We start from the raw sequence: 25,308 nt of genomic DNA, 5'->3' as shown, positions 1-25,308 counted from the left end.
TGCTGCGGGGTTCAGCCTGATCGGAATCGGCGTGCTGGTGGCGTTTGCCCGCCACGTCGATCCGCTGTCCGGCCGGTTTACCGGCCGTCTGCGCAAGCGCTGATTCAACCTTCCCGATTTTGCCCGAGACGGCACGCGATGCACACCGGCATCGCGCGCCGGCTGTCGCGCGCTCAGCGCGCGGGCAGGTAGCGTGACGGATCGATCGAGCGGCCGCCGTAGCGCAATTCGAAATGCAGCGCGACGCGATCGCTGTCGCTGTTGCCCATCTCCGCGATCGACTGCCCCTGCGTGACCGACTGGCCTTCCTTCACCAGCAGCGCGCGGTTGTGCGCGTATGCGGTGAGGTAGTCGGCGTTGTGCTTCAGGATGATCAGGTTGCCGTAGCCGCGCAGCCCGTTACCCGCATAGACCACGACGCCCGGCGAGGCCGCGACCACCGGCGTTCCCGGCGAGTTCGCGATATCGATACCCTTGGATTTCGAGCCGTCGAACGTGCGGACCACATTGCCGGCTGCCGGCCAGACCAGCGAAATGCTCGTGGCCGGCTTGACGGCCGATTCGACCGGCGCCGAAGGCGCGGGGCGGGCGCGGCCCGCGCTGCCGGTGCCGGTGGTCGACGGCGTCGATGCCGTCGTCGTGCCGGGCGGCGGCGCGACGCGCAGCACCTGGCCGACTTCGATCGCGTCGGGGTTCGCCATCTGGTTCCAGCGCACGATGTTTGGTACCGACGTGCGGTTGTCGCGCGCGATCTTGTAGAGCGTATCGCCGCGCTCGACGCGGTAGAACCCGGGGCCGACAGGCGCGGAGCCGCACGCGACGAGCAGGGCGGCGCAGGCGGCTGCGAAGAGTCGCTTCGTTGTTGTTCCGAACATTGAACCTCGCAAGACCCTGCCGCGCACGACGCGGCAGGCAATACAAAACGTCCGATTTTAACGGGTTCGACCTGCGCACCGCAGTTTGGGGCCTTGGTCGAGGTCATCGCGCGCCGTTTCGGCGCGCCCGTTGTCAGCCTGCGAGCGGGATCACGCGAATTCGCAGCGTGGCCGTTTCGGTCGCGCCGGGTGCGAGCATGCGCAGCCCGAGGCCGTTGTGGATCGCATCCGGCAGGCCGAGCCACGGCTCGACGCAGTAGAAGTCCGAATCCGGCTTTTCGGTCCAGGTCGTGACCGCGTACCACGGGATCGAGCCCGGCACGTCGAGCGCGATCTCGATCGTGCGGCGGCGGCCCGGCATCACGATGCGCGCCGGCGCGGACGGCTCGCCGTCGAGGCAGTGGAAGCGATCGAGGATGTTCGGATTGTCGAGGCTGTAGCGTGCTTCACCGGGTTCGAGCGGGCTGATCGAGCCGTCTGCGCGTTGCTGGCAGATGCGAGTCGGCGGTAGCTCGAGTGTCGTGTCGGCACGTTCGCCGTGCGGCAACGCGAAATAGAAGTGGTGGCCCGCGTAGTAGGGCAGCGGCGTATCGCCGCGATTGGTCGTCGTGAGCGCGACTTCGAGCGTATGCGCGTCGGCCAGCAGGTAGGTCGTTTCGAACCGGAAATCGAACGGGTAGCTCGCGCGCAGCGTGTCGTTCGCGTCGAGCGTCATCGACAAGGCGGCGCCGTCGGCCGACGGGTGCGCGGCGAACGGCAGGTCGCGCGCGAAGCCGTGCATCGGCAAGTCGCGGACCACGCCGGCGGCATCGCGCCAGCGCCCGAGTTCGCCGTCGACGCGGTGGCGGCCGAGGAACGGGAACAGCAGCGGATTGCCGCCGCGTACGCGCGCGAGGTTGCTCCAGTCGGCCGTTTCCGGCCAGAAGATGACCGGTTCGCCGTCGACGTGCCATGACAGCAGGCGGCCGCCGAATTGCGGGGCGACCCGGACGAGCGACGGGCCGGCGTGAAGTTCGTGAATGTCGTGTTGCTGGAAGATCGGCATGGCGAATCGGGTTGGGCGGGTGGACGGGACACGGCGCGCTCCATTATCGGGCCGCGGCGGGTCGGGGAAAACCCTTCTCGGGAAATTGCGAGTTTTTAACACTGCCAACGGTCTGGATAATGCCTCTAAACCGGTGATGTTGCCGGGTCATGACACTTCGTGGAGGGGGCCATGGATCTGGCAATGGCAATGGGACTCGCACTGTTCGGCATGTTCACCGGCAGCACGGTATTATTTTTCTATCAGCTCGGCCGCTGACGGCAATTCCTGCCGAAGTCGAAAGGCCCGCCATGCAAATGGCGGGCTTTTTGCTTTCTGTGCGCTTACAAATTGCAAGCGTTTGTGTGCATTGCCGCAATATCCGGCCAAATGCCTTGGCGCAGTAATCCTGGCTCGGCATAATCGGGGCGCGTTTTTTCGGACGCGCATTGCGTCGTCCGTCTTTCTTCCCGCTTAATCTCCACTAAAAGGACCGACGCGTGAGTCTCTGGTTTCTGGTATTCCTGAGCGTCCTGCAGGGCGTCACCGAACTCTTCCCCGTCAGCAGCCTTGGCCATACGCTGCTCGTGCCGGCGCTGTTCGGCATGCATATCGACAAGCACGCGCCGCAACTGCTGCCGTTCCTCGTCGCGCTTCATCTCGGCACCGCGCTGGCGCTGCTGTGGTACTTCCGTGCGCGCTGGATCGCGCTGATCGGCGGCTTCTTCGCGCAGCTCGGCGGCCGCAAGAACGACGACGGGCACCTGATGTGGGCGCTGATCATCGGGACGATCCCGACCGGCATCGTCGGGCTGCTCCTCGAGAAGCGCATCGAACGCGTGTTTCACGACCTGCGGATCGTCGCGATCGCGCTGATCGTGAATGGCGTGCTGCTGTGGCTCGGCGATCGCATCCAGCGCAGCCGCGCGCATCAGGCGCCCGAGAAGATGACGTTCAAGCAGGCGTTCTTCGTGGGCCTCGCGCAGATCGGCGCGCTGATTCCGGGCTTCTCGCGCAGCGGGCTGACGATGATCGCCGGCAATGCCGCCGGGTTGACGGCCGAGAAGGCGGCGGAGTTCTCGTTCCTGCTCGGCACGCCGATCATCTTCGCGGCGGGTGTGCTCGAACTGCCGAAGCTGTTCCATGCGCGCGACCAGCTCGCCGATGCGCTGCTCGGCGGCGTGCTGACGGCGATCGCCGCGTACCTGAGCGTTCGGTTCCTGATGCGCTATTTCGAAGGGCGCGGCCGGCTGGCTTCGTTCGGCGTGTATTGCGTGATCGCCGGTGTGTTCTGTCTCGGCTGGTTCATGCTGCATCCGCAGCCGGTTTGATGCCGCGATGGCCGGTTTCGCGTGATGTGACGCGATGATCGGGTATAATTTCGGGCTCGGTTTCATGCCGGGCCCGTTTTGTTTCGGGGCGTTGGGTGGTGCTGTTGCGCTGTTGCCGTTACTCAACGCCTCGTGCCGAATGCGGTCCGCGTCGGGCCGTGTCTTTTCTCCCCGACCGCCCTTAGCTCAGTTGGATAGAGCAACGGCCTTCTAAGCCGTAGGTCACACGTTCGAATCGTGTAGGGCGGGCCAGTCTGATCAAGCTTCTGCGGTTGCCTGCCTCGACGCGCGACTCCGTACTGGAGTTCTATGTAACCTGATTTCATTAATTCGGGGCGAGGACCATGTCGTACACAAGTTTTGAAATGCACGCGCCGCGCTCGGTGGATTTCAGGATCGCGTCTCGATACAGAACCTAGTAACCACTCAGAATTTTTGGCGAGGTCACGGCGGCCGTTATCCGGCAACCAGACGATATGAGTCACGCCTAGTTCGCGCGCAACCGCGTCGAAGTCGTGACCTGAGCCGTTTCTTGTAGCCATTTGGCAAGTGAGTTCTCTTTTATCTTGAGCTGTACCTGCTTTCAGTGCCAGCAGCATCACGACGACAGACAAGACGCGTCGGAAACGGCGGCACGAAACTGCCCGGAAATGACGGTCGAAGCGCGGACGTAGCGGACCGGCTAAACGCGATCCGAAATCGGTAACCGTCCGTCTAGCGCCTCGGCGGCCGGTGTGCGGCAATGCGCTAAAATCGCGCACAGACCCGCAACTGAAGGGGTGCCGCATGTCGAATAACAGAAATCGAGAGGGCTCATGTTCAAGGCAATTGCAGGCATTGCGATCGGGGTCGTTTTTCTCGTGATCGCGGCTTACATCGGATGGTCGACGCGCGAGTTCCTGCAGACTGCGGTCGCCGTGCCTGGCGAGGTGGTCAGCCTCAACGCCGGTGGCAGCCACCCGCAGATCGAGTTCGTGACGAAAACAGGCGAACGCGTGTCTTATCCGCAAGGCGGGATGATCTTTGGTACCAAGGTAGGTGACAAGGTCACCGTCCTGTATCAGCCAGAGGCGCCCGCCCGCACAGCCACGATTGATCGGTTCGGCGCCGTGTGGAACTGGACGTTGATGGCCACGATTTTCGGCATCGGATTCATCTTCTTCGCAGCGATGAATCTTCCGTCAAAAAAATAACAATCTCTGAGAGGATTGGCCGTGTCAATTCTGAGACCAAGCAACTGGAGCTATAAGACGGGTGCGACGGGTGGCGTCAGCATTGAATTCGTCGTCGCGTCGGGCGGGACAATCGTTCTTGCTGACCCCGGTGGAAATGAGACCGATTTTTACTACGGCGGCGTAGGTGTGGGTATCGGTTTCGGCCTTCGCCTCCCGAAGATCAAGCTCCCGAGATTTTCCCTGCCGGAGATCAAGATACCCAAGATCGCCGGGCACGAGGTCGGAGGGGCCGGCTCTCTCAAATCGTTCGACAGTGCGGGGCTCATCTACATGGCGCCTGCGTTTAGTGGCACCGAGTTGACCAAGAGCGATTTCCAGGGCGCTACGGTGTACCTCGACGGCGGCGTAGGCATCGGCTACGGCAAGGCTGGCTCGGCGATGATCCTGGGGGTCAATTCGGCGCAGCTCGCCCTTGGCCTGTCGAATCCGGCGATGACGTGGCTGGCCGAGATCGCGATTGCGCACGCCCCCGCGATTTTGCTGATGGGCGGCACGACGGTTGGCCTGCAAGCGGGCGCCGGTGCCGGCATCCTGGTCGGCTATCTGCATTGACTAGATCAGCGGCCGCGTTCCGGATTGCGCCGGGCAGCGGTGCAGTTCGTATCCCGTTTGCGACGAACGGATGATGAGCTGTACATAGCTGTTCGTCGGTGCGTATGGGGCGAAAAGCAGATCCAGCATTCGTGCGAACAGGTGCAACGTGACATCGCGCAACATGCTTTCATCGAGCGACACGATGATCTCGACACCACGCACGAACGACGGGAACTGACCGTCGAGCGACATCCACTTCCTCGCAGGTTGGTAGTCCAGCCCGGCGATCGCGTCGATGCTGCGTTGAGCGACGATGCTCGCGCGCGGTGCGTGCAGCCGCAAGAAATCCTTGAATGCCTTCAGGCCAGTCTGCGTCAGATCGAACGGATGCAACGACATGCCCGCCACGACTCGCCACAACGCATCGTGCCCACGCGGAAGCGCGCTCGGCAGAGTCGGCCGCGTGAGCAACCGAATGGGGCAAGCCAGCGCGGCGCCTTCATGAACGAGGTCGCTGTCCGGCGCGCCGATCGGTAGCCGCGAAGGTAGTTCTCCATTGGTGGCCGTGACGTCGACGTCAATTTGCGGGTGCTTTACCCGGGCGGTGTTACCTTCCAGCCCGACGAGCGACAGCAGCAGCGGGGCACGTGCATTGCCTGCCGCTGCATCCGGATCCCGGAACGCAGTCCAGTAAGCAATTACAGGATCAGGTTTCCGGCCATGGCTGAACGCGCGGTACGGCAGCACGGTCGTGCGTGAAGCCGCAGCGGAGGAAGGCGCTCCCTTTTCGAGTTCGGACTGCGTCCGATCACCCAGATGAACGGCATCGATCGAGTACACGTCGAGCGGCGTGCCGGTCTCCAGCGGCTCGGGCGTCACGGGGTGCACCCGATCGGTGGTCGTCAGTTGGATGGGCGTGGCGTCTCGCTTGAACAGATTGACGACTGGCGTGCAAAACAGTTTGAACGACGTGACGTCCAGGTCGTGCAGTGCCTGAGCGGCAGCCGATCCCGTTGGCACGTCGCGAATGGCAAGGTGCAACGTAATCCGTCGCGCGTCCGGCGCACGCGAAGCGCGGCGCATTCGCCCCAGGTCAATGTCGACGAAATCGAACTTCTCGGGGAACGCGAAGGACTCGATCAGGGTTTGGAATGCGTCCGACGTGCTGGTCGATTCTTTCGGCAACAGCCGTTCGTTCTCGCCGAAGCCAACGGATTCGATCGGGATTTTTGATAATGCCGCCCACCGGCCCCTTTGATCGACCTCGACAAACGCCGCGCTGGCACGCAACTGAAGCGCGTCGGCAAGCGCGGCGACGCGGGCGCGGTCACCCGCCAAGTGAATACGAACCGCGCCAGACGGGATCGCGCCATCGAACGTCTCGGTAGGCGTTGCGCTTTCGAACGTGATCGAAAGGATGGCGGAAACGTTGGCCGGCAGGCGGACAGCCGCGGGCACCATCGTGGCCGGGGCAAAACGTGCGGAGTGAATCCGTAGCGGCGCCAGCGTGACATCGTAGGTGGTTTGAAACCGGCACGGTGCCGCATTCGCATCGAGCAACGTACCGCGCTGCATCGTGAAGGGCACCGTAAGTTGACCGAACAGGTTGGTCGGATCGAACTGGGCAATTGCGCAGGCGGGCACGGTGCGCAGGTATTGCGGGTACAGCATTTCGAGTAGCGATTCGGTGAACTCGGGGTAGGTGTCCTCGAGCTTTGCGTCGACACGGGCGGCGAGTAGCGCGAACGTCTGGATCATTCGGTCGACGTGCAGATCGCCTTGGCCGTTGGCAATGCCTAATCGGGCGCCAATCTTCGGATAGCGTCGGGCAAATTCGGCAACGCCACGCAACAGCAGACCGATCTCGTATTCGTAATGGGGCAGAAGATTATCCATTCACCTTCCGTGCGGCTCCGTCCCCATATTCAAGGTACAAGAAACGCAAAACTTGATCCTTCCCGGGGCAGGCAGTTTAAAATCCCACGACGAATAATATCCTGCCGTTCCGATGCGGGGTTCCGAGGGCGCCATGCAACTGTCAGATATTCCAGGCTTTTTTGGGCTGCAGAGCAATCGCTTGTTCACCATCCAGACGCCAATGAAAGGGCGGTCTGATCTGGTGCTGGTCGATTTTCACGGTACCGAAGGTTTATCTCAAAATTTCGAGTTCCACGTTCGACTCGCTTCTCAAGATTCGAATATCGAACTGAAAAAGCTGATCGGCCAGCCTGTGACGATTACGTTACAGCTCACCGATGCGTTGGCGAGCTCGGAGGAACGATATTTCCACGGGTACGTGGCCAACTTCACGCACCTCGACCACGACGGCAGCTTCACGGTCTATAGCGCGACCATCGTGCCATGGCTCTGGATGCTTTCGCGCAGCCGCGACATTCGGATTTTTCAGGAAGAGAATACCGAAGCGATCCTTTCGAAGGTGTTTCGCGAATACGGAAAGATCGCATCGTTCGAATTCAGGTTGTCGAAGGCGACAAAGAATCGCAGCTACTGTACGCAGTATCGGGAGACGGATCTGGAATTCGTCGAGCGGCTGATGCAGGAAGACGGGCTGCTTTTCTTCTTCGAACACGCGAAGGACAACCACAAGCTCATCATCACGGACAACTCGATCGCCGCGAAGCCGATCAGCGGCCGAAGTCCGGTCCTGCAGTACACGAAGGGCGAGGCGCTCGACAATCTGGCGGTGATTACGTCATTTCAGGCGAGCCGTCAGCTCGAGTCCACCAACGTCGGTCTGAAGACCTTCGACTACAAGGTGCCGCACGCGCGCCGGTTTGTGTCCGGGGGCACGGAAGTCAACCAGGGCGAGGTGCCGTCGTACGAAGTCTACGACTACCTCGGAGAGCATGGCTTTCCAGACAGCGATCGCGGCGAGGCCTTGACGCGTTTCCGGACGCAGGCGCTTGCCGCGCATAGCAAGATCTTCATCGGGACAAGCACGAGCCGCCGGTTGTCGCCTTGCCACTATTTCGAACTCGATGATCACTACGACCATAGCAACGCCAAACCCGAAGACCGGCAGTTTTTGTTGACGACTGTTACGCATAACGGCACGAACAACTATCAGGCCGGCGAGGGCGCAGCGACCTACCAGTGCAGTTTCACCTGCATCCGGAAGAAGATTCCCTATCGTCCAGCGTTCACGATCGAGCAGCCGTCGATCATCGGCCCGCAAACGGCGGTCGTCGTTGGCCCTGAGGGCGAGGAGATCTACACGGACAGTCTGGGCCGCGTGAAGGTGCAGTTCCACTGGGATCGTCTGGGCAAACGCGATCAGGGGAGTTCATGTTGGGTGCGCGTCGGGCAACCGTGGGCCGCCAGCGGGTTCGGGATGATTCAGATTCCGCGGATAGGTAACGAGGTGGTCGTAATTTTCCTCGACGGGAATCCAGATCGACCCCTGATCATCTCGAGCGTTTACAACTCGGCAAACATGCCGCCGTGGGGTTTGCCGGCGAACGCGACTCAGAGCGGAATTCTCACACGCTCGACCAAGACCGGGAACGTGAACACGGCCAACGCAATCCGCTTCGAGGACAAGAAGGGTGCCGAAGAAGTGTGGCTGCACGCCGAGAAGGATCAGCGCATCGAGGTCGAGCACGATGAATCGCATTGGGTCGGCAACGATCGCACCAAAACTATCGATCGAGATGAGACGACGCAGGTCCATCGGAACCGTACCGAGACGGTGGACGGCAACGAGGCGATAACGATCCACCAAAACAGAACCGAGCGGGTTGATCAGAACGAAACGATCTCTATCGGGGAGAACCGACAAGAAACCGTCGGTGGAAACGAAACAATCACGATCCATGGAGCGAAAGCGGAAACCGTCTTTCTCGCTGCTGCCGAAACGATCGGGCTTGCAAAGGCGCTCACCATCGGTGCAGGTTACCAAGTCACCGTAGGCGGGGCCATGAACACGTCTGTCGGGTTGGCCCAGTTCGAACAAGTCGGTATGAACAAGCGGGTCGACGTCGGCAAAACGTTGACGCTTCATGCCGGCGACAAGATCGAACTGGTGGTTGGGGACTCGCGTATTGTCTTGACGTCGGATGCGATCTATCTGAGCGCGAAAGACATCCATCTAACAGCCAATCAGACGATACGAGCCGACGCACCGCGGGACGTCCACCTGAATAGCGGGTCGGCCCAATCTGCGCCATCACCTACCCCGGCGCCGGACGCCAGTGTTGATGGTGGCGAATGATGGCTGCGGTCGAGAACCATTCTGGTCTGCCGCATGCTTGGTTCCCGAAGGTTGGCGATAGTGGTCACACCTTCGATGTCCTCGTTGTACGCGGCACATTCGATCTCGGCGGGAATGGCGTGACTCCCACCCGCGCTCCTCAGCAAGAGCCGGTAGTTGATGGCGACCAGTACGATGAACCCCGCGGGGACGACCCGGTGAGGGCAATGCTGATCCAGCCGGGCGATCGAGTGCTGTACAAACCGCAGACGGACGTATGCGTAACTGGTCACGCGCACGCACCCGATGCCCAGGCGACTCAGAGCTGGATCTCGGGGATTCAGATAGGCGATTGCGAAGTTTCGGTCCAACTGTTCGGCCCGCGACGCTTCATCAAGCGCTGGCTCGGGTGGCGTCTGACCGACGCCACACCGGTAACCGAGGTGCCCCTAACTTTTGAGTGTGCGTTCGGCGGCGGATACGCGATTCCGCTCGCTCAATCCGACGCGTTTGCAAGGATCCACAAGCCCGACAATCCGGTGGGTTGCGGGTGGCTTCCCGACGACGGCGCTTTGGATCTACTGCCGCCCGAAGAGCGAAAAGTCATGGCGGCGGCGGTTGCTGGGGTGCGGGACCTGCCGGCGCCACAAATCGAAGATCCTGCTACACCCATACGTTCGCCATTTCAGCAGTCGCCGGCTTTCGGACTTGGGCCAATCGCTCCATGGTGGGCGCCGCGGGTCCACCGGCAAGGCACCCTCGATGATGATTGGCTCACGAAGCGCTGTCCTGCCGTCCCAGACGATTTTGACGCCGCGTACTATCAAGTCGCGGCACCTGCTTTTACGCTTCCAACGCACCTGCGGGGCGACGAACCGCTTCGCCTAACAAATCTCTTACCCGACAGTCGCTTTGAGTCGCGTCTTCCTGGCTGGAGGGTAATCGCCGTTGCATCCTACGCCGATGGCAGCAGCGACGTCGCTTTCCCCCGTATCGAGACCGTGAGTATCGATCTTGATAAGCGACGACTTTCGCTTGTTTGGCGTTGCTGCTTTGATCGCTTTAATCCTGTCCGATCGATCGTAATCGGTGCAACGGATCAGCCCCTTGCGCGGCGTCCCGAAGGCGAGCTTGCGGAGGACTTAGCATGAGCGAGCCGCTCCAGATCGAAATTACTGGCGACGCCGCGGATGCCTTTCGCGAACACTTCCAGATCGACAGTCTCGAGCAGGCTAAGAGTGCGCTTGCAAATGCGGATGCGCTTTGGAATGATCCTGGGCCACCTGGCTCGCAGTCTCGAGACGCCTACGACTGGGCATCCAAGGAAGTGGTCCGTCGCTACGAAACTGGGCATTACAAGCCCGGGACGTTGCCAAAGAAGACGGCTGATGAATCGCGTTCTGGTAGTTCGCAACACATTGCCAACGAAAGCGACTGGAAGGCGTTCTGCACCCAGCCGGACTTTTGCCGCGTCGGCAACCAAATTGTCGGCTTTGAGACGTTCGCGGTGATCAACAATAAACAGGTGGCCTCTCCGAACGTCAAAGCTCAGGGGAAGCCGGTTTACCGCGTAGGAGACACACACCAAGGAGTCAAGGCAGATGCGGGACAGGGTGTTGTGTCTCAAACGTCTGGCGGGAGCGGGTACGTCAAGATTCTTTCCGGGCAGAGCAACGTCAAGGTCAATGGACTCCCGGTCGCACGCAACGGAAGCGATTGCCTGATCAATTGCAATGCAGAAGGCGTAGGTGGGACGACTGGCACTATCGAGACAGTCAACAAATTCACACAATCGTTTGCGGACGATGTGCTGAATCCAGATGCGCCGCCTGGCCAACGGACGAGTGCGAGGCTTCAAGATCTCGAGCGCCAACGCGCCGCTTTGAACGATCGATTGATCAATGTCGATGAGGCTGACAAAGTCGTCGACTTTGACGGCGCAAATAAGACCTTGGATGGTTGGATCGGTGAGATCAAAGGGACGCCCGGCTCCTATACGGATCAGGGTGCACAGGTCGGACGCGGTTTGCTCGGGTTCGGCAAAGATGCAGTAATGGGCGTCGGTAACCTCGCTTATTCGATTGGGAAGGGGGCGGCCGGATTGACGCAGACGATCGTCACCCCTGCGGGTAGAGAGGCAGCAATACTAGATGCGAAGATACTCGCTGAGAATATCCGCGTGGGAAACATTACGCCTGGCACGGTAGGCAATACGGCCCTCAATATCGGCAAGGCGATCGTCAAGCCGGTGACGGACCCCTGGAGCAAAGGGCAGTACACCGAATCTGTTACACGGGGCCTCGCGGAAGTTGCAACCCTGCCGCTGGCGACTACGAAGCTGTCGAAGTTGGCGAAGTTGGGCGAGTTAGGCGACGCGGGAAAGGCGATCAAGGCCGAGGACGCTTTGAAGGCTGAGAAGGCCGCCGAAGCTGAGCGGGCAGGGCAGGTGACGAAAGCGCCAGAGGTGGAGACTCCGCGGGTGCCAGAGAATGAGCCTGGCGTACACGTTAAACCGAAAGAGCGGTTGCCCGAGAAGAAGGTGCCTTGTTTCCATCCGTACGACAAAGCGGGCTTCAAGAAGCTGTCGCCGGCCGAACAACGGCAATATCTGCGAGAATATGCCAAGCAGTTGCGCGGCCAGCAGGACGCCATCAATAGCTTGACCGCAAATGAGTTTCAGGCGGCTCGGGACGCATATAAAGCGGTTGGTCGAAATCCGTTGGCCGATGCGATGCAAGAGGCAACCCGGAGTGATTTTGTCGAGCACGTCAGGGGCAGCATCTACGACAGCTTGAGAAGCTCCGGTATGGGTGCGAAGGAGGCGATGAGTACGGCGACCGAGCGGGCCGGTACGATCGCTAGCAAGCTTGCTGCACTGCATGAGCCTGATATGGTTGCAGGTGGCTGGGCGCATCCAGACCCGACTCGCATGGGAAGCTTAAGCGTAAATTCCTCTATCGGCGGAAGTTGGAATCAAGGCGATCGCCTCTCGACGATGGAAGGAGGGGCGAGGGATGCAATTTCGAGCGATAAAGGTGACGCCTTGATGAATGTCAAGCTCGAACCTTGTCGCGGGAAGGGAATGAGATGAGAGACGAAGATTTCGAACTGTTCATTGAAAGTTTTGGGGAGGCAACCAGCAGAGTGGAGGTGCCTCAAGCGAGCTTTGAAAAGTTTGAGAAGAAGTTACCCGCTCAGCTGCTGAAATATTGGGCAGAAGAGGGTTGGAGCAGCTATGCTGACGGGTTGTTCTGGATAGTGAATCCGGAAGAATACGAAGACGTTCTTGATATGTGGCTGGAGGACACGATCTTTGAAGAGGTCGACAGCTACCATGTCATTGCCCGAACAGCGTTCGGCAAGCTATACGCATGGGGCGAGAAAACAGGGCCCAGCCTTACGGTCTCATGCCCGACGCATTCTCTTATCGCACTGGAGCGCGATCTAAAAGGACCGCTGAAAAACCCTGACTTCAGGGTCCAGACTTTCTTCGGCTCGAAGACGCGAAACGAGTGTGATCTGAAGGATGAAGCGAAGGTGCCGTTGTTTGGCCGAGCACTCGGTGAGCTCGGTAAACTTGGGCCGGATGAAATGTATGGCTTTGAGCCGGCGCTGGTTGCCGGCGGTCAGATGAATCTCGATCATCTGAAAAAAGTGAATCTCGATGTTCACTTGACGATTCTGCGGCAACTTGCACCGCCCAAAATCCCGTTCCTCAATATTTCGACCTGACGCCGATGCCAGGTTGAAGGGCACAACCGCGGCAGGCTTCGTGCTGAGTGACGAGCTTCTCCTTGGTCCGCTGGCGCCCACTGTCCGCCAATTTTCGACCTCGTGCAGTAAGAGCCCGCCCCCGAGCGCCAGCCGGCCGCGCGAGCGGCTCGTTGGCTGTCGCCCCACTTCCGGGGCGGCGGGACTTCTTTGGCGAATTCGACGAGTTCGAGAGGCTGGCCAAACGATGAACATTTGCCGCGTGGCCTTCTCGATGCGAAGGACGAGCTGCATAGGGGGCTGATCGGCTGCCGTCTACAACAACGACATCTGGCTCGAAGTGGTTTCGTGGGTAACTTGACCGTCGTCCTGCCGCCGCAAGCGACACCCGAATCGCGTTGAACACTTTCCTGCACTCAACGCGCCGTCATCGTAACCGAGATACAACTGAAGGAAATCGCCGCGCAGTCGGCGGGCTGCAGAGGCTCGGAGCAAGCGCAGATCGCCGTCGGTAGTGCTACGACCCGCGTCCAGACCGATGCATGACACCCACAACCCTCGCAAGCCCGGTGGCAAACAGCCGGCCCAGGACTTCCTGCCAGGACGCCAATGACCGGAGCAGTGCTTCAAGACGCGCCGCCGAAAATCCCGCCAAACGAAATCGACACACCCGCCGAATCACAGTCCTCGTTGCCGCGGGACATTGAACTTGACTATCGATTCTCTTGCTTCCGATCCCGGCGTCTTTGTTGTTCGCGTTGCCAGGCAGCGTTCTGATCCTGGCGTCGTATATCCGCCTGCATCATGCAGTTGGCGAATGCATCCGTACCAGGTGCGAAGCCGTAGCCGCTACACGTCCGCCGATCCGCCGCGACCACTTCTTCCGGAGAAACACAGCCCGTCAGCGTAGATGTCGAAGCGGTTAGCACAACAAAGAAGATTCCATTACGCCATATTTTTCATGGTCGTGAAAGGAAGTGACGTTAAGGGGAGAAGCTGCATGGCCGCGGACTACAGCCCGTATCCGGGAGAGTGGTGACGAGCCCCCCGGACATCGCCGATTATCGTTGAAGATAAGCAGCCCTATCAACTTTCGAGAGCATCGATTTTCTGTAGATTTTTTCCAGGGATCTGTCGTTGCGCGGTAAAAGGTGCAGGGCGCAGGACGTATTAGGGAGGCCCGGCGGAATCGGACTGGTCCGATTTAGTGACGGCGACGCGCACGCTACCCTTGGTGTGTCGACGAACGGCCGGCCATTGCGCCCGCCCGTTCGCACCTCATCATTGACCTCCCGGCGCAGCCGCATGCCGGACCATCCAGGACTCCGCCATGCCTCACACCGTCGAACTTGCCGGCGCGATCATCTTCGGTTTCGCGCTGCTGCACACCTTCCTCGCGAAGCGCTTCGAAGTGCTCGCACATCGTCATCCGCGCCATGCGGGCCTGTTCCATTTCCTCGGCGAGGTCGAGGTCGTGTTCGGCTTCTGGGCGCTCGTGCTGCTGATCGCGATGACGGTGCTGGCAGGCCCGAAGCTCGCGCTCGACTACGCGGAATCGCGCGAATTCACCGAGCCGCTGTTCGTCTTCACGATCATGGTGATCGCGGCGAGCAAGCCGATCCTCGATGCCGTCACCGGAATCGTGCAGCGGATCGCGCGCGTGCTGCCGGTCGATACGAACGTCGCCGTGGTGTGGCTGTCGCTGACGCTGATTCCGCTGCTCGGCTCGTTCATCACCGAGCCGGCCGCAATGACGCTCGCCGCGCTGATCCTGCGCGACCGGCTGTTCTGCGCGCCGGTCGCGGAGCGCTGGAAGTACCTGTCGCTCGGCGTGCTGTTCGTCAACGTGTCGATCGGCGGCACGCTGACCGCGTACGCGGCGCCGCCGGTGCTGATGGTGGCGACCGCGTGGGGCTGGGACAGCACGTTCATGGCCACGCAGTTCGGCTGGAAGGCCGCAGTCGCGGTGCTTGTCAACGCGACGGTGCTGATCGCGCTGATGCGCGGCGCGCTGGCCGGCGCGCCGGCAGCGGCGTCGGGCGCGACGGGCGAGCGCGTGCCGGCGGGCGTCACGCTGATCCACGTCGGCTTCCTGGTCGGCGTCGTGCTCGGCGCGCATCATCCGGTCGTGTTCATCGGCCTGCTGCTGTTCTTCCTCGGCTTCACGGCCGCGTACGAGCGCTACCAGTCGCCGCTGATGCTGCGCGAGAGCCTGCTCGTCGCGTTCTTCCTCGGCGGGCTCGTCGTGCTCGGCGGCCTGCAGCAGTGGTGGCTGCAGCCGATCGTCGCGTCGATGGACGCGTACGCGCTCTATGCCGGCGCGCTCGGCTTGACGGCCGTGATGGACAACGCGGCGATCACCTATCTCGGCTCGCTGATCGCCGGCATGCCCGACGCGGCGAAGTACATGCTGGTGGCGGGCGCCGTCGCGGGCGGCGGGTTGACCGTGATCGCCAATGCGCCGAACCCGGCCGGGCTGGCGATCGTGCGCCGCGGCTTCACGGACGAATCGGTCAGCGTGCCGGGCCTGCTGGCCGCGGCGATCGGGCCGACGATCGTCGCGACGGCGGCGCTGCTGCTGCTCTGACCGACGGCACCGGCCGGATATAGGACCAGGCCGATTCACTTCATCGGCTCGCTACGCAACAATGGCTTCATCGGCGGAGGGAGTGCCGCCGATGCGGTGATCTGGTTGGGCTGCCCGGTTTCGGGCGGTCCGTTTTTTCGCCGGGTCGAGCGAACGTGCAAGCGCGAATGTCCTGTGGCGGCCGGTGGGCGCGGTCGCAGACCGATTCCATATCGGCTGATGTTCGGAAAACAGACGCTGCCAGATGCGAGCACAGGGCATTCGTGCTTGCGCGTTCGACGTTCATGGCCGACGTTCCATTGCGACGACCACCGGTCGCTTCTGCTTGCCTTCCCATCCTTGTCGCGATTTTCGCAGCCGATCGATCACAAGAATAGGCCTGGTCCTACTGCCTGATTGCTCGCCGGACCGGACAATGAATCGAACGATCAACCCGGCGCCGCAGCTTCGTGAGCGACTCGCACGAACCGCCGGCGCCCTGCAAGAAGGAGACTCCATGAACAAGATGCGTACCCCGTCGGCGCTGCCGCGCGTCGCGATGTGGCAGCAGATCCTGTTGGCGATGCTGCTCGGCGCCGCCGTCGGTCATTTCGTCGGCGAGCCCGCCGCGCTGCTGCAACCGCTCGGCGACATTTTCATCTCGTTGATCCGGATGTGCGTGATTCCGGTCGTGTTCGTGTCGCTCGTATGCGGCATCACGTCGTTGTCGGATCTCGCCGCGATGCGTCGGATCGCGTGGAAATCGATCGCGGTCTACGCGGTGCTGATGGCGTCCGCCGCCATGCTCGCGATGGCCGCGGCGACGCTGGCCGGGGTCGGCAAGGGCTTCAGCCTGCCGGTCGGCATCGACGCCGCGCAGCTCGGCACGACCGCTTCGCTGAAGGACGCGCTGATGGCCGCGATTCCGTCCAACCCGTTCAAGGCATTCGCCGATGGCGCGCTGCTGCCGACGATCGTGTTCGCGGTTTTCTTCGGGCTCGCGATCAACCTGTCTGGCGAGCGCGGCGCGCCGGTGCGCGCGTTCTTCGACAGCCTGTCGGCAGTCGTATTCCGGCTCGTCGGCATGGTGCTGAAGTTCGCGCCGGTCGGCGTGTTCGGGCTGATCGCCTACGTGACGGCCGACCACGGTTTCTCCGCGCTGGGTCATCTCGGCTCGCTGGTCGCGGTCAACTATGTCGTGCTGCTGGTCGTGATGATCGTGTTCAGCAGTCTGTTGCTGGTGCTGCGCGGGCTCAAGCCGTGGCCGTTCCTGCGCAAGATGTTGCCGGTGAAACTGTTCGCGTACTCGTCGGCCAGCAGCGCCGCGACGCTGCCGCTCAATCTCGAGACCTGCCGGACGCGGCTCGGCGTCGACAGCCGCATCGCGAGCTTCGTGCTGCCGCTCGGCTCGACGATCAACATGGCGGGCCTCGCGGTCTATCTCGGCACGGTCGCGATTTTCGCGAGCAATGCTTACGGAATCGAATTGTCGACGGGGCAGATGGCGATGGTCGTCGCGACGACGACGCTCGCATCGATCGGCGCGGCAGGCGTGCCTGGCGCGGCGATCGTCGTGATGAGCCTCGTGCTGGCATCGGTCGGACTACCGATCGAGGTGATCGCCGTGATCGCGGCGGTCGACCGGCTGATCGACATGGCATGCACGGCCGCGAACGTGACGGGCGATACCGTGGCTGCCGTGCTGGTCGCGAGGTCGGAAGGCGGGCTCGATATCGAGCAGTACAACCGGACGTAACCGCACATAACCGTCGCACGGGACGAGCCACGCCCAGCGTGGCGTATCCGGGGCGCCGCGTTTCTTCGCGACCGGGTCGCAGATTCAGACCAGGCCGATTCACGCCGTCGGGCGGCCGATCCACAATTTCCTCGCCGCCGGAAGCGCTTGCTTACCGGGCATGCCTGCCGATTCGCCGACCGCTCGCGTTTCTCGTCGCGGTCGCAATGTCGTGCGATGAATCACTTCGATGATGGAGCATCGACCTCGATGTCGTTTGACCGCCTGATACCTGAAATCCTGTTCGGCTTTACTGGCCTGGTGGGGATCATCAATCCGATCGGCATGGCGTTCGTGTTTCTCGAACGCACGCAGTCGATCACCGATGCGGAGCGCGCGCTGCTCGCCAAGAAAGTCGCGACGAACATCTTCTTCACGCTGCTGGTGATTTTCTTCGCGGGCGCACCCGCATTGAACTTCTTCGGGATCTCGATGGAAGCGCTGCGGATCGGCGGCGGCTTCGCGGTGGCCGTCGCGGGATGGCACATGCTGAACGGGCCCGACGTGCCGGGCAGCGACGCGGCCGCGCCGGGCGGCGACCTGAAGAGCCTGATGGCGCGCGCGTTCTTTCCGCTCGCCGTGCCGCTGACGATCGGCCCCGGTTCGATCGCGGCCGGCATCGCGCTGCATGCGAACCGCGCGCACGGCGTCGGCGACTATCTGGTTTCCGGCGTCGTGTCGGTCGCCGTGGCGGCGCTCGTGTCGCTCGTGATCTGGCAGGTGTATAGCCGGGCGACCACGCTTGCGCATTATCTCGGCGCGGAGGGCACGAAGGTCGCGATGCGCGTGTCGGCGTTCCTGCTGTTGTGCGTGGGCGTACAGATCATGTTGACGGGCTTGTCAGAGTTCCTGTTGCCGCTGGCGGGGCGGGGGCAGTAGCGGCAAACCGGCCCGGTCGATGGATACGGGTTCTTCTTCAATCCGGGTAACGCATTCGTTTGAGAGATTCCATGACTGGAACCGACTTCGATTCACGTTCGACGAGCACGCCCGTGCGACGCGGCGGCACGATCCATCCGATCTGGTTGCGCGTCACGCACTGGCTCAACGCGATCGCCGCGGTGACGATGATGCTTTCGGGATGGCGCATCTACAACGCGTCGCCGCTCTTCGACGGAATCACGTTTCCCGCGGGCATCACGCTGGGCGGATGGCTTGGCGGCGCACTGCAATGGCATTTCGCCGCGATGTGGCTCTTCGCGTTCAACGGGCTCGCCTATCTGGTGATCAATCTGGCAAGCGGACGCGGCTTCCGGAAATTCCTGCCGGTGACGCCGCGCGCGATCCTGCGGGATCTCTCCAAGGCACTGATCGGCAAGCTCTCGCACGACGATCCGCATCATTACAACGCCGTTCAGAAGTTCGCGTATCTGTTCATCGTCTGCGATCTCGTCGTGCTGTTGCTGTCGGGGCTCGTGATCTGGAAATCCGTGCAGTTCCCGCTTCTGAGAGAACTGATGGGCGGATACGACTCCGCTCGCGTCGTGCACTTCGTCGCGATGAGCCTGATGGCGGCCTTCGTCGTCGTGCACGTGGCGATGGTCGTGCTGGTCCCGCGTTCTTTGATCGCGATGCTGCGCGGTCGATAAGGAATTCGATATGAGTAACGAAAATGGAAAACGCCTGACACTCGATCGCGCCTCGATCCTGATCGATGCGCGCCGCGAGCTGGCGCTGCCGTCGCGTCGCCTGTTCGGCAAGCGATTGCTGACGCTGGGCGGCCTGACGATGTTGACCGGCTGCTCGCTGACCGACGACGAATCGGTCGATACGTTCCTGAACGCCGTCTCGCGCCTGAACGACCGGGCGCAAGCGATGCTGTTCGATCCGAATCGTCTTGCGCCGACTTATACCGAAGCGCAAATCACCCGGCCGTTTCCGTTCAATGCGTTCTACGGCATCGACGACGTACCTGACGTCGACGCGTCGGATTATCGGCTGCAATTGAGCGGGCTCGTGACCGGCCGGCGAAGCTGGACCCTGACGGAGCTTTACGCGCTGCCTCGCGCCGAACAGATCACCCGGCATATCTGCGTTGAAGGGTGGAGTGCGATAGGGCGCTGGGGCGGCACGCCGTTCGGCGATTTCCTGCGCCGCGCCGGCGCGGACACGACGGCGAAGTACGTCGGGTTCAAGTGTGCGGACGACTACTACGAAAGCATCGACATGCCGACGGCGCTGCATCCGCAAACGCTGCTTGCGTTCGAATACGACGGAGCACGTTTGCCCGCGAAGTACGGTTTCCCGATGAAGCTCAGGATGCCGACCAAGCTGGGTTACAAGAATCCCAAGCACATCATGGAGATCTTCGTGACCAACACCTATCCCGGCGGCTATTGGGTCGACCGAGGATACAACTGGTTCGGCGGATCCTGACGCACCCGACTCGAATTTGGCTTGCGTCGGGCAGCTTCATGCGTCGGACGCGGCCGAAAAATGCCGGCGTTGCCGGCTTGTTCCCCTAGTGTCATTTATTTCATCAACGGAGTGGGTTTCATGAAGAAGATTGGTACTGCAGCACTGTATCTCGCCCTTATGTCGAGCGCCGCTGTCGCTTTCGCCCAGACGGTAGACGGGATGGCAAAGGACGGCATGGCGAAGGGTCACATGGCCAAGAGCGGCATGAGCAAGGAAGGTCACATGTCGAAGGACGGGATGTCGAAGGATACGATGTCGAAGGGCGCGATGTCGAAGGACGCGATGTCGAAGGACTCGATGTCGAAGGGCACGATGTCGAAGGATGCAATGTCGAAGTAATGGCGTCCGGAAGTGCGGCCGCGAGCAACTGCGCTGCGCATCTGCATGAGCAATCGAGTTGTTCTACCTGGGCAGAGAGCGAATCGCTCTCTGCTTTTTTTTGTCTCGCGGAGTCGTCCCGGCCGACCCGGCGACGGGCCGCCAATCGCCTGGCCTACCGCGCAGCCGCTCACCCCCGATCGATCCTGAAGTGTGCGGCTGCATAGGTCACGTCGCAAGTCCACAGTATTTCGCCATCCCGATGAAAAATCGCCGTGCCGCGATCGACCGTCATCCGTGCACGCGGATACACCGCGGCATGGCCGTTGAGCGCCGCGGCGAGATCGTTGCGTTCCTTGCAGGTTGCCCGGTATTCGCCGTCCGGCAACGGTTCGCGAATGTGTGTCATGGTCGTTCCCGCTTGTGCGGCGGCAAGATCCGGGGGCGGACGCTCGATGCTCGCATCTGGCAGCGTTTTTTTAGCGTGTGCAGCACGATCAGCATCTGAATCGTGACGTGGCCGCGCCCACCGGCCACCATCGAACGTCCGCTCCTGGGCCTCGTATCGTCGACGCCCGGCCCCGGATGTGTCGGACGCACCCGGGGCCGGACATCGACGCACGCCGACGCGACTTCAATACCGCCGGACCAACGGCCGGCAATGCATGCTCAACGGCCCCACGCAAAATAATAAGAACCTGCAACCGTCAGCACCGCGCCGATCAGCGCCGCATACGGCGCAAGATTCAGCCACATGCCGCGCTTGGGCACGTCGAGCTCCATGTCGTGCTGCATCTGCGCGGGGAAGCGGCCGCGATCCTGCCAGTAGTGGCGATAGGCGAATACCGGCACGATCAGCAACATCGCGATCAGCCCGTTGCGCAGCGTGCCGTCGCCTTGCAGATCGGCGCCCGCACCGGCATACACGAGGTTCGCATAGCCGCAGACAGCGCCCGCGACGAGCAGCCACGTCGGGCAGCGGAACGGCCGATCCCAGTTGCCGCGATCCATCCGGTGGATCCAGCCCGACTGCAAATTCAGGAAAACGAACAGCATGTAGCAGACGTTCGAGATCGACAGCACCGTCATGTAGTCCGACATCATCAGCAGCACGAGGTTGAAGCCGAGATCGGTCCACATCGCGCGCGTCGGCGCGCCGTGTTCGTTTACGTGCGACAGGTATTTCGGCAGCCAGCCGTCGACCGATGCCTGGTACAGCGTGCGCGACGAACCCATCATCGACGTCATCACGATCAACAGGATCGACAGCATCAGCATCACGACGACCGCGTTCGCCACCCACGCGCCGCCGCCGACGATCTTCGCCATGGCCGCGGCGACGCCCGTGCCGTCGCGAATCGACGGATCGAGCATCGCCTGCGTGCCGAGCGCACCCTGGAACGCCATCGGCACGAGCGTCATCACGACGAGGCACAGCGCGCCCGACCAGAAGATCGCCTTCGCTGTGTCGCGGCGCGGGTCGCGGAATTCACGCGTGTAGCACACCGCGGTTTCGAAGCCATACGACGCCCAGCCGGCCATGAACATCGCGCCGAGCGCCATCGTCACGCCTTGCCCGTTCCACGCGCCGAAGGTCGCGGCCGTGAGGTTGCCTTGCGCGTCATGGCCGAGCGGCAGCAGCGGGAGCAGGTTCGACATCGGCACGTCGCCGGTGACGAACGGCACGATGCCGACGATCAAGAGCGGTGTGAGCGACGCGATACCGAGAATGCGTTGCGTCTTCGCGGCCTTCGATGCGCCGCTGTGCTGAAGCTTGAACGTGATCAGCAACAGAATCGCCGCGATGACGAAGATCGCGTTGATCCGCAGCGACAGGCCGGGCTTGATGAAGCTCAGGTCGGCCAGCTTGAGCTGCCAGGTCAGCACGGCCGCATCGGCCGGGAACAGGCTCGTGAGCGCGTAGCTCGCCGCGAGGCCGCAGCCGAGCGCGAGCATCGGCGACCACGCGAGCCAGTTGCACCACACGGAAACCGGCGCGATCAGCTTGCTGTAGCGCACCCAGCCGATCGCGCCGTACACCGACGCGCCGCCCGATTTGTGCGGAAACAGGCTGGAGATTTCCGCGTAAGTCGCGCTCTGGATCAAGCCCATCGTGATCGCGGCGATCCAGATGGCCCATGCGGGGTGGCCGATCGTCGCGGAAACGCCGCCGATCGTGAAGAGCACGCCGGCGGGCACGCCGCTCGTGACCCAGAACGCATCCTTCCAGCTCAGGCCGCGCTGCAGCGTGTGGCCGCCGGAATCGTGCCGCGCGTCGGCGGTGTGGCGGGTTGGCGATCCTGCATCGTTCATATGCTTTTCCTGTGTTGTCGATTTCCCGGCCGGCGGGACCGGCAAGCGGATCGGGCAGGGTGGAAGCATTGTCGAATGCGGGGATGGCCGAAATGAATCGGCCCAGTCTGAAAATGGCGGTGTGCTCGGACCGGTCCGATTGCGTCGCGGCCCGTCGCTCCGCGACAATGCCGCGAGTCGAGCGTTCGGTGATTGTCGTTCGATTCTCCGTATCCGAAGCGAGTCTTCGTTCGATGCGCCGCCCGTTGGGGCGGCGTTTTTTTTCGTGTGTGCGGCCTCGCATCGGGGCGATAGGCATGACCAATCGCGCCGATATGAATAAGTCAATTCACGGCGGGCTTACGTGCGAATTACATTGAGACCCCATTCGAAACATGGAGTCGACAGATGTACGACACGAGAGCTGCATGGCGCACCGCATTGCTGGTATGCGCGACCTTCACCACTTTCCACGCGAGCGCATCGACGCTGACGCGCGACAACGGCGCGCCCGTCGGCGACAACCAGAACTCGCAGACGGCCGGCCCCGGCGGCCCCGTGCTGCTGCAGGACGTGAACCTGATCCAGAAGCTGCAGCGTTTCGACCGCGAGCGCATTCCGGAGCGCGTCGTGCATGCGCGCGGCACCGGCGCGTACGGCCATTTCGTCGCGACCCGCGACATCTCCGAATACACGCAGGCGAAGGTGTTCGCGCCGGGCACCGATACGCCGGTATTCGTCCGCTTCTCGAGCGTGATCCACGGCGGCACGTCGCCCGAGACGCTGCGCGACCCGCGCGGCTTCGCGACGAAGTTCTATACGTCGGAAGGCAACTGGGATCTCGTCGGCAACAACCTGCCGGTGTTCTTCATCCGCGACGCGATCAAGTTCCCGGACATGGTCCATTCGCTGAAGCCGGCGCCGGACACGAACATCCAGGACCCGAACCGCTTCTTCGATTTCTTCTCGCACCAGCCCGAGGCGACGCACATGCTCACGCGCCTCTATTCGGACTACGGCACGCCGAGGAGCTATCGCGAGATGGACGGCAACAGCGTGCATGCGTACAAGTTCATCAGCGCGCGCGGCGAAGTGACCTACGTGAAGTTCCACTGGAAGAGCCTGCAGGGCGAGCACAACCTCGACGCAAAGGAAGCGGAGCGCATCCAGGGCAAGGATTTCAATCACATGACGCGCGATTTGCAGGCGGCCATTTCCGCCGGCAACTTCCCGAAATGGGATCTGTATATCCAGGTGCTGAAGCCCGCGCAGCTCGCGAGCTTCGATTTCGATCCGCTCGACGCGACGAAGATCTGGCCGGGCATTCCCGAGATCAAGGTCGGCACGATGACGCTCGACCGCAATCCGGCGAACATCTTCCAGGAAACGGAGCAGGCCGCGATGGCGCCGTCGAACCTGGTGCCGGGCATCGAGCCGTCGGAAGACCGGCTGCTGCAAGGGCGCCTGTTCGCCTATGCGGATACGCAACTGCATCGGGTCGGCACGAACGGCCTGCAATTGCCGGTGAACCGCCCGCGTGCCGACGTGGCGAACCACAATCAGGACGGCGCGATGAACGGCGGCATGACCAAGGGCACGGTGAACTATGAGCCGAGCGACGCGAAGGATCTGTCGGCGGATGCACGGAACAAGTACAGCCAGTTGCCGTTGGCCGGCACGACGCAGCAGGCGCCGCTGGCCCGGACGCAGAATTTCGCGCAGGCCGGTGCGTTCTATCGATCGCTGTCGGAGAACGAGCGCAAGGACCTGATTGCGAATCTCGCGGGCGATCTGGGGCAGGTGAAGAATGAGCAGGTCAAGTACACGATGCTGTCGTACTTCCAGAAGGCCGATCCGGAGTACGGCCGCAGGATCACGCGGGCGGTCAATGCCGACCAGCAGCGCGTCGATGCGCTGGCGGCGCGGTTGCCGGACTGATGCCGGATTGAATCGGTAATGAAAACGGCCAGTCGAAAGACTGGCCGTTTCACGTTACTGCGTTACCGCACTGCCGCATTACGCGGCGGCCGGGTTCATGCGAGATCGACGCGATCGCACCCTTCGAACTTCAGTTCGATTGATATTTCAGCAGCGGGCGCCCGTTCAGCGGCTGCGTGGCGCGCGCGTTGTGCGAGTAGTGCTGCGTGAACGCGGCGATGTCGTCCTGCGACAGTTCCACCGCGTCCTGCAGCACATACCATTCGACGTTCTCGGTGAGCGGCGGTGTCGTCAGCGAGCCGAGGTAGTGGTAATAGCTGTCGAGATCGTCCGGCATCAGCCTCGCCGCATTGAACGACGCGAGCGGCGATGCAACGTCGCGTCGCGCCGCGCGCACGATCGATGCGAACTGCGCGTTTTCCGTGCCGGCGCGGTACAGCACGGCCACGACGGCAAGCCGGCCGTCCTGCGCACGGAACACGAAGTGGCCTTCGAGCGGATAGCGCCGGCCTTCGATCGTGTGCTCGGCCGGTGCGTGGAAGTGCGCCTGAAGCAATCTGAAGTGACGGCCGCGGATGATCACGTCGCTTTCCTTCGGCACGACCTGGACGGTGTGTCCGTTGTCCACGACGGTCGCACCGCCGCGGGCGACATGCACGACGATCGCGTCGTTCACGTCGGGCAAGCGTTCGGCCTGCACGACGGTGCCCGATCGAATGTCGATCGGCGATTGCGAATCGCCCGACTCGATCTGCCACGCCTGCTGATGGACGTAATCGAAGTCGTGCTGATCTTGCGTCGGGGCGGCGGCAGCAGCATGCGCGCCGCTTGCGATAGCGGCGGCGAACAGCGGCAGCGCGGCCCGCCGGACTGCCGTGACGACCTGCGTCAGGTTGATGCGATGACTCAAACGGGATCCTCGATACGGGAAGATGAAAAGAGAACGCTCGCGGCGGCACCGGATGCATGCCTGTCCGGGAGCCATTTCATTATTCGTATCGGCCCGAAGCGTTCCAATCAGACGTGTCTGATTCAGGCGGCACGTCGTGCGTTGTCCGCAT

20 protein-coding genes and 1 tRNA gene are annotated in these 25,308 nt (G+C 62.1%); 15 read left to right on the top strand and 6 right to left on the bottom strand.

Translation table 11 applies throughout. The features are described from left to right. Positions 1-173: 173 nt before the first annotated feature. Entirely contained in the window at positions 174-875 is a 702-nt protein-coding gene (locus BT264_RS00460) for a peptidoglycan DD-metalloendopeptidase family protein (RefSeq protein ID WP_072435852.1), read from the bottom strand. A gap of 133 nt (positions 876-1,008) precedes the next feature. Further along, complete coding sequence (locus BT264_RS00455; protein WP_072435851.1) at positions 1,009-1,920, bottom strand: aldose epimerase family protein; 912 nt, start codon at positions 1,918-1,920, stop codon at positions 1,009-1,011. 479 nt (positions 1,921-2,399) lie between these two features. On the opposite strand from BT264_RS00455, the gene BT264_RS00450 reads away from it, so the two are divergent. The 4 genes from BT264_RS00450 to BT264_RS00435 all read left to right on the top strand — a co-directional run bounded on the left by BT264_RS00450 (position 2,400) and on the right by BT264_RS00435 (position 5,017). Next, positions 2,400-3,230: an undecaprenyl-diphosphate phosphatase gene (locus BT264_RS00450; protein WP_021157259.1), complete on the top strand. Its 831-nt coding sequence runs from the start codon at positions 2,400-2,402 to the stop codon at positions 3,228-3,230. Between the two features lie 175 nt (positions 3,231-3,405). Beyond that, positions 3,406-3,482: transfer RNA gene (locus BT264_RS00445), tRNA-Arg, on the top strand. A gap of 563 nt (positions 3,483-4,045) precedes the next feature. Then, complete coding sequence (locus BT264_RS00440) at positions 4,046-4,423, top strand: DUF3592 domain-containing protein (RefSeq protein ID WP_072435850.1); 378 nt, start codon at positions 4,046-4,048, stop codon at positions 4,421-4,423. 21 nt (positions 4,424-4,444) lie between these two features. Beyond that, positions 4,445-5,017 carry a hypothetical protein gene (locus BT264_RS00435; protein WP_072436409.1) on the top strand — a complete coding sequence of 191 codons (573 nt, stop codon included), beginning with the start codon at positions 4,445-4,447 and terminating at the stop codon, positions 5,015-5,017. Here BT264_RS00435 and tssF read toward each other — a convergent pair whose 3' ends face one another. Next, a complete protein-coding gene (gene tssF, locus BT264_RS00430) occupies positions 5,018-6,895 on the bottom strand; it encodes a type VI secretion system baseplate subunit TssF (RefSeq protein WP_072435849.1) in 1,878 nt (625 codons plus the stop codon). Between the two features lie 133 nt (positions 6,896-7,028). Between tssF and BT264_RS00425 the strand changes: the two genes are divergently transcribed. From BT264_RS00425 to BT264_RS00375, 10 genes are all read left to right on the top strand, one after another. Further along, on the top strand, positions 7,029-9,230 hold the full coding sequence (locus tag BT264_RS00425; protein WP_083533888.1) for a type VI secretion system Vgr family protein: 2,202 nt from the start codon (positions 7,029-7,031) through the stop codon (positions 9,228-9,230). Next, positions 9,230-10,360, top strand: a complete 1,131-nt coding sequence (locus tag BT264_RS00420; RefSeq protein WP_218173329.1) for a DUF2169 family type VI secretion system accessory protein — start codon at positions 9,230-9,232, stop codon at positions 10,358-10,360. Before BT264_RS00425 ends, BT264_RS00420 begins: the two co-directional genes overlap by 1 nt. Beyond that, positions 10,357-12,300, top strand: coding sequence for a polymorphic toxin type 15 domain-containing protein (locus tag BT264_RS00415; protein WP_072435847.1), 1,944 nt, complete (start codon positions 10,357-10,359; stop codon positions 12,298-12,300). Before BT264_RS00420 ends, BT264_RS00415 begins: the two co-directional genes overlap by 4 nt. After that, positions 12,297-12,941, top strand: a complete 645-nt coding sequence (locus tag BT264_RS00410; protein WP_072435846.1) for a GAD-like domain-containing protein — start codon at positions 12,297-12,299, stop codon at positions 12,939-12,941. Before BT264_RS00415 ends, BT264_RS00410 begins: the two co-directional genes overlap by 4 nt. A gap of 1,309 nt (positions 12,942-14,250) precedes the next feature. After that, a complete protein-coding gene (locus BT264_RS00400; RefSeq protein ID WP_072467023.1) occupies positions 14,251-15,507 on the top strand; it encodes a putative Na+/H+ antiporter in 1,257 nt (418 codons plus the stop codon). A 496-nt stretch (positions 15,508-16,003) separates the two neighbouring features. Continuing rightward, positions 16,004-17,242 carry a dicarboxylate/amino acid:cation symporter gene (locus BT264_RS00395; RefSeq protein ID WP_072435843.1) on the top strand — a complete coding sequence of 413 codons (1,239 nt, stop codon included), beginning with the start codon at positions 16,004-16,006 and terminating at the stop codon, positions 17,240-17,242. 249 nt (positions 17,243-17,491) lie between these two features. Then, entirely contained in the window at positions 17,492-18,160 is a 669-nt protein-coding gene (locus tag BT264_RS00390) for a MarC family protein (RefSeq protein WP_072435842.1), read from the top strand. Between the two features lie 71 nt (positions 18,161-18,231). Next, on the top strand, positions 18,232-18,870 hold the full coding sequence (locus tag BT264_RS00385) for a cytochrome b/b6 domain-containing protein (RefSeq protein ID WP_072435841.1): 639 nt from the start codon (positions 18,232-18,234) through the stop codon (positions 18,868-18,870). A 10-nt stretch (positions 18,871-18,880) separates the two neighbouring features. Further along, positions 18,881-19,657 carry a molybdopterin-dependent oxidoreductase gene (locus BT264_RS00380; RefSeq protein ID WP_072435840.1) on the top strand — a complete coding sequence of 259 codons (777 nt, stop codon included), beginning with the start codon at positions 18,881-18,883 and terminating at the stop codon, positions 19,655-19,657. Positions 19,658-19,777: 120 nt separating this feature from the next. Continuing rightward, on the top strand, positions 19,778-20,038 hold the full coding sequence (locus BT264_RS00375) for a pentapeptide MXKDX repeat protein (RefSeq protein ID WP_072435839.1): 261 nt from the start codon (positions 19,778-19,780) through the stop codon (positions 20,036-20,038). A gap of 169 nt (positions 20,039-20,207) precedes the next feature. On the opposite strand, the gene BT264_RS00370 is transcribed toward BT264_RS00375, so the two are convergent. Further along, entirely contained in the window at positions 20,208-20,426 is a 219-nt protein-coding gene (locus BT264_RS00370; RefSeq protein ID WP_072435838.1) for a hypothetical protein, read from the bottom strand. A 260-nt stretch (positions 20,427-20,686) separates the two neighbouring features. Then, on the bottom strand, positions 20,687-22,330 hold the full coding sequence (locus BT264_RS00365) for a trimethylamine N-oxide permease (RefSeq protein WP_072435837.1): 1,644 nt from the start codon (positions 22,328-22,330) through the stop codon (positions 20,687-20,689). 387 nt (positions 22,331-22,717) lie between these two features. Here BT264_RS00365 and BT264_RS00360 point away from each other — a divergent pair, with 387 nt between their 5' ends. Further along, a complete protein-coding gene (locus BT264_RS00360) occupies positions 22,718-24,247 on the top strand; it encodes a catalase (RefSeq protein WP_072435836.1) in 1,530 nt (509 codons plus the stop codon). 130 nt (positions 24,248-24,377) lie between these two features. On the opposite strand, the gene BT264_RS00355 is transcribed toward BT264_RS00360, so the two are convergent. After that, complete coding sequence (locus BT264_RS00355; protein ID WP_083533869.1) at positions 24,378-25,157, bottom strand: carbonic anhydrase; 780 nt, start codon at positions 25,155-25,157, stop codon at positions 24,378-24,380. Positions 25,158-25,308: the final 151 nt, after the last annotated feature.

The organism is Burkholderia sp. NFPP32 (assembly GCF_900119325.1).
In the GTDB taxonomy this organism is placed as follows: domain Bacteria; phylum Pseudomonadota; class Gammaproteobacteria; order Burkholderiales; family Burkholderiaceae; genus Burkholderia; species Burkholderia pyrrocinia_C.
Note: the sequence above shows the minus strand (reverse complement) of the source record. Positions and strands in the feature narration are given on the sequence as shown.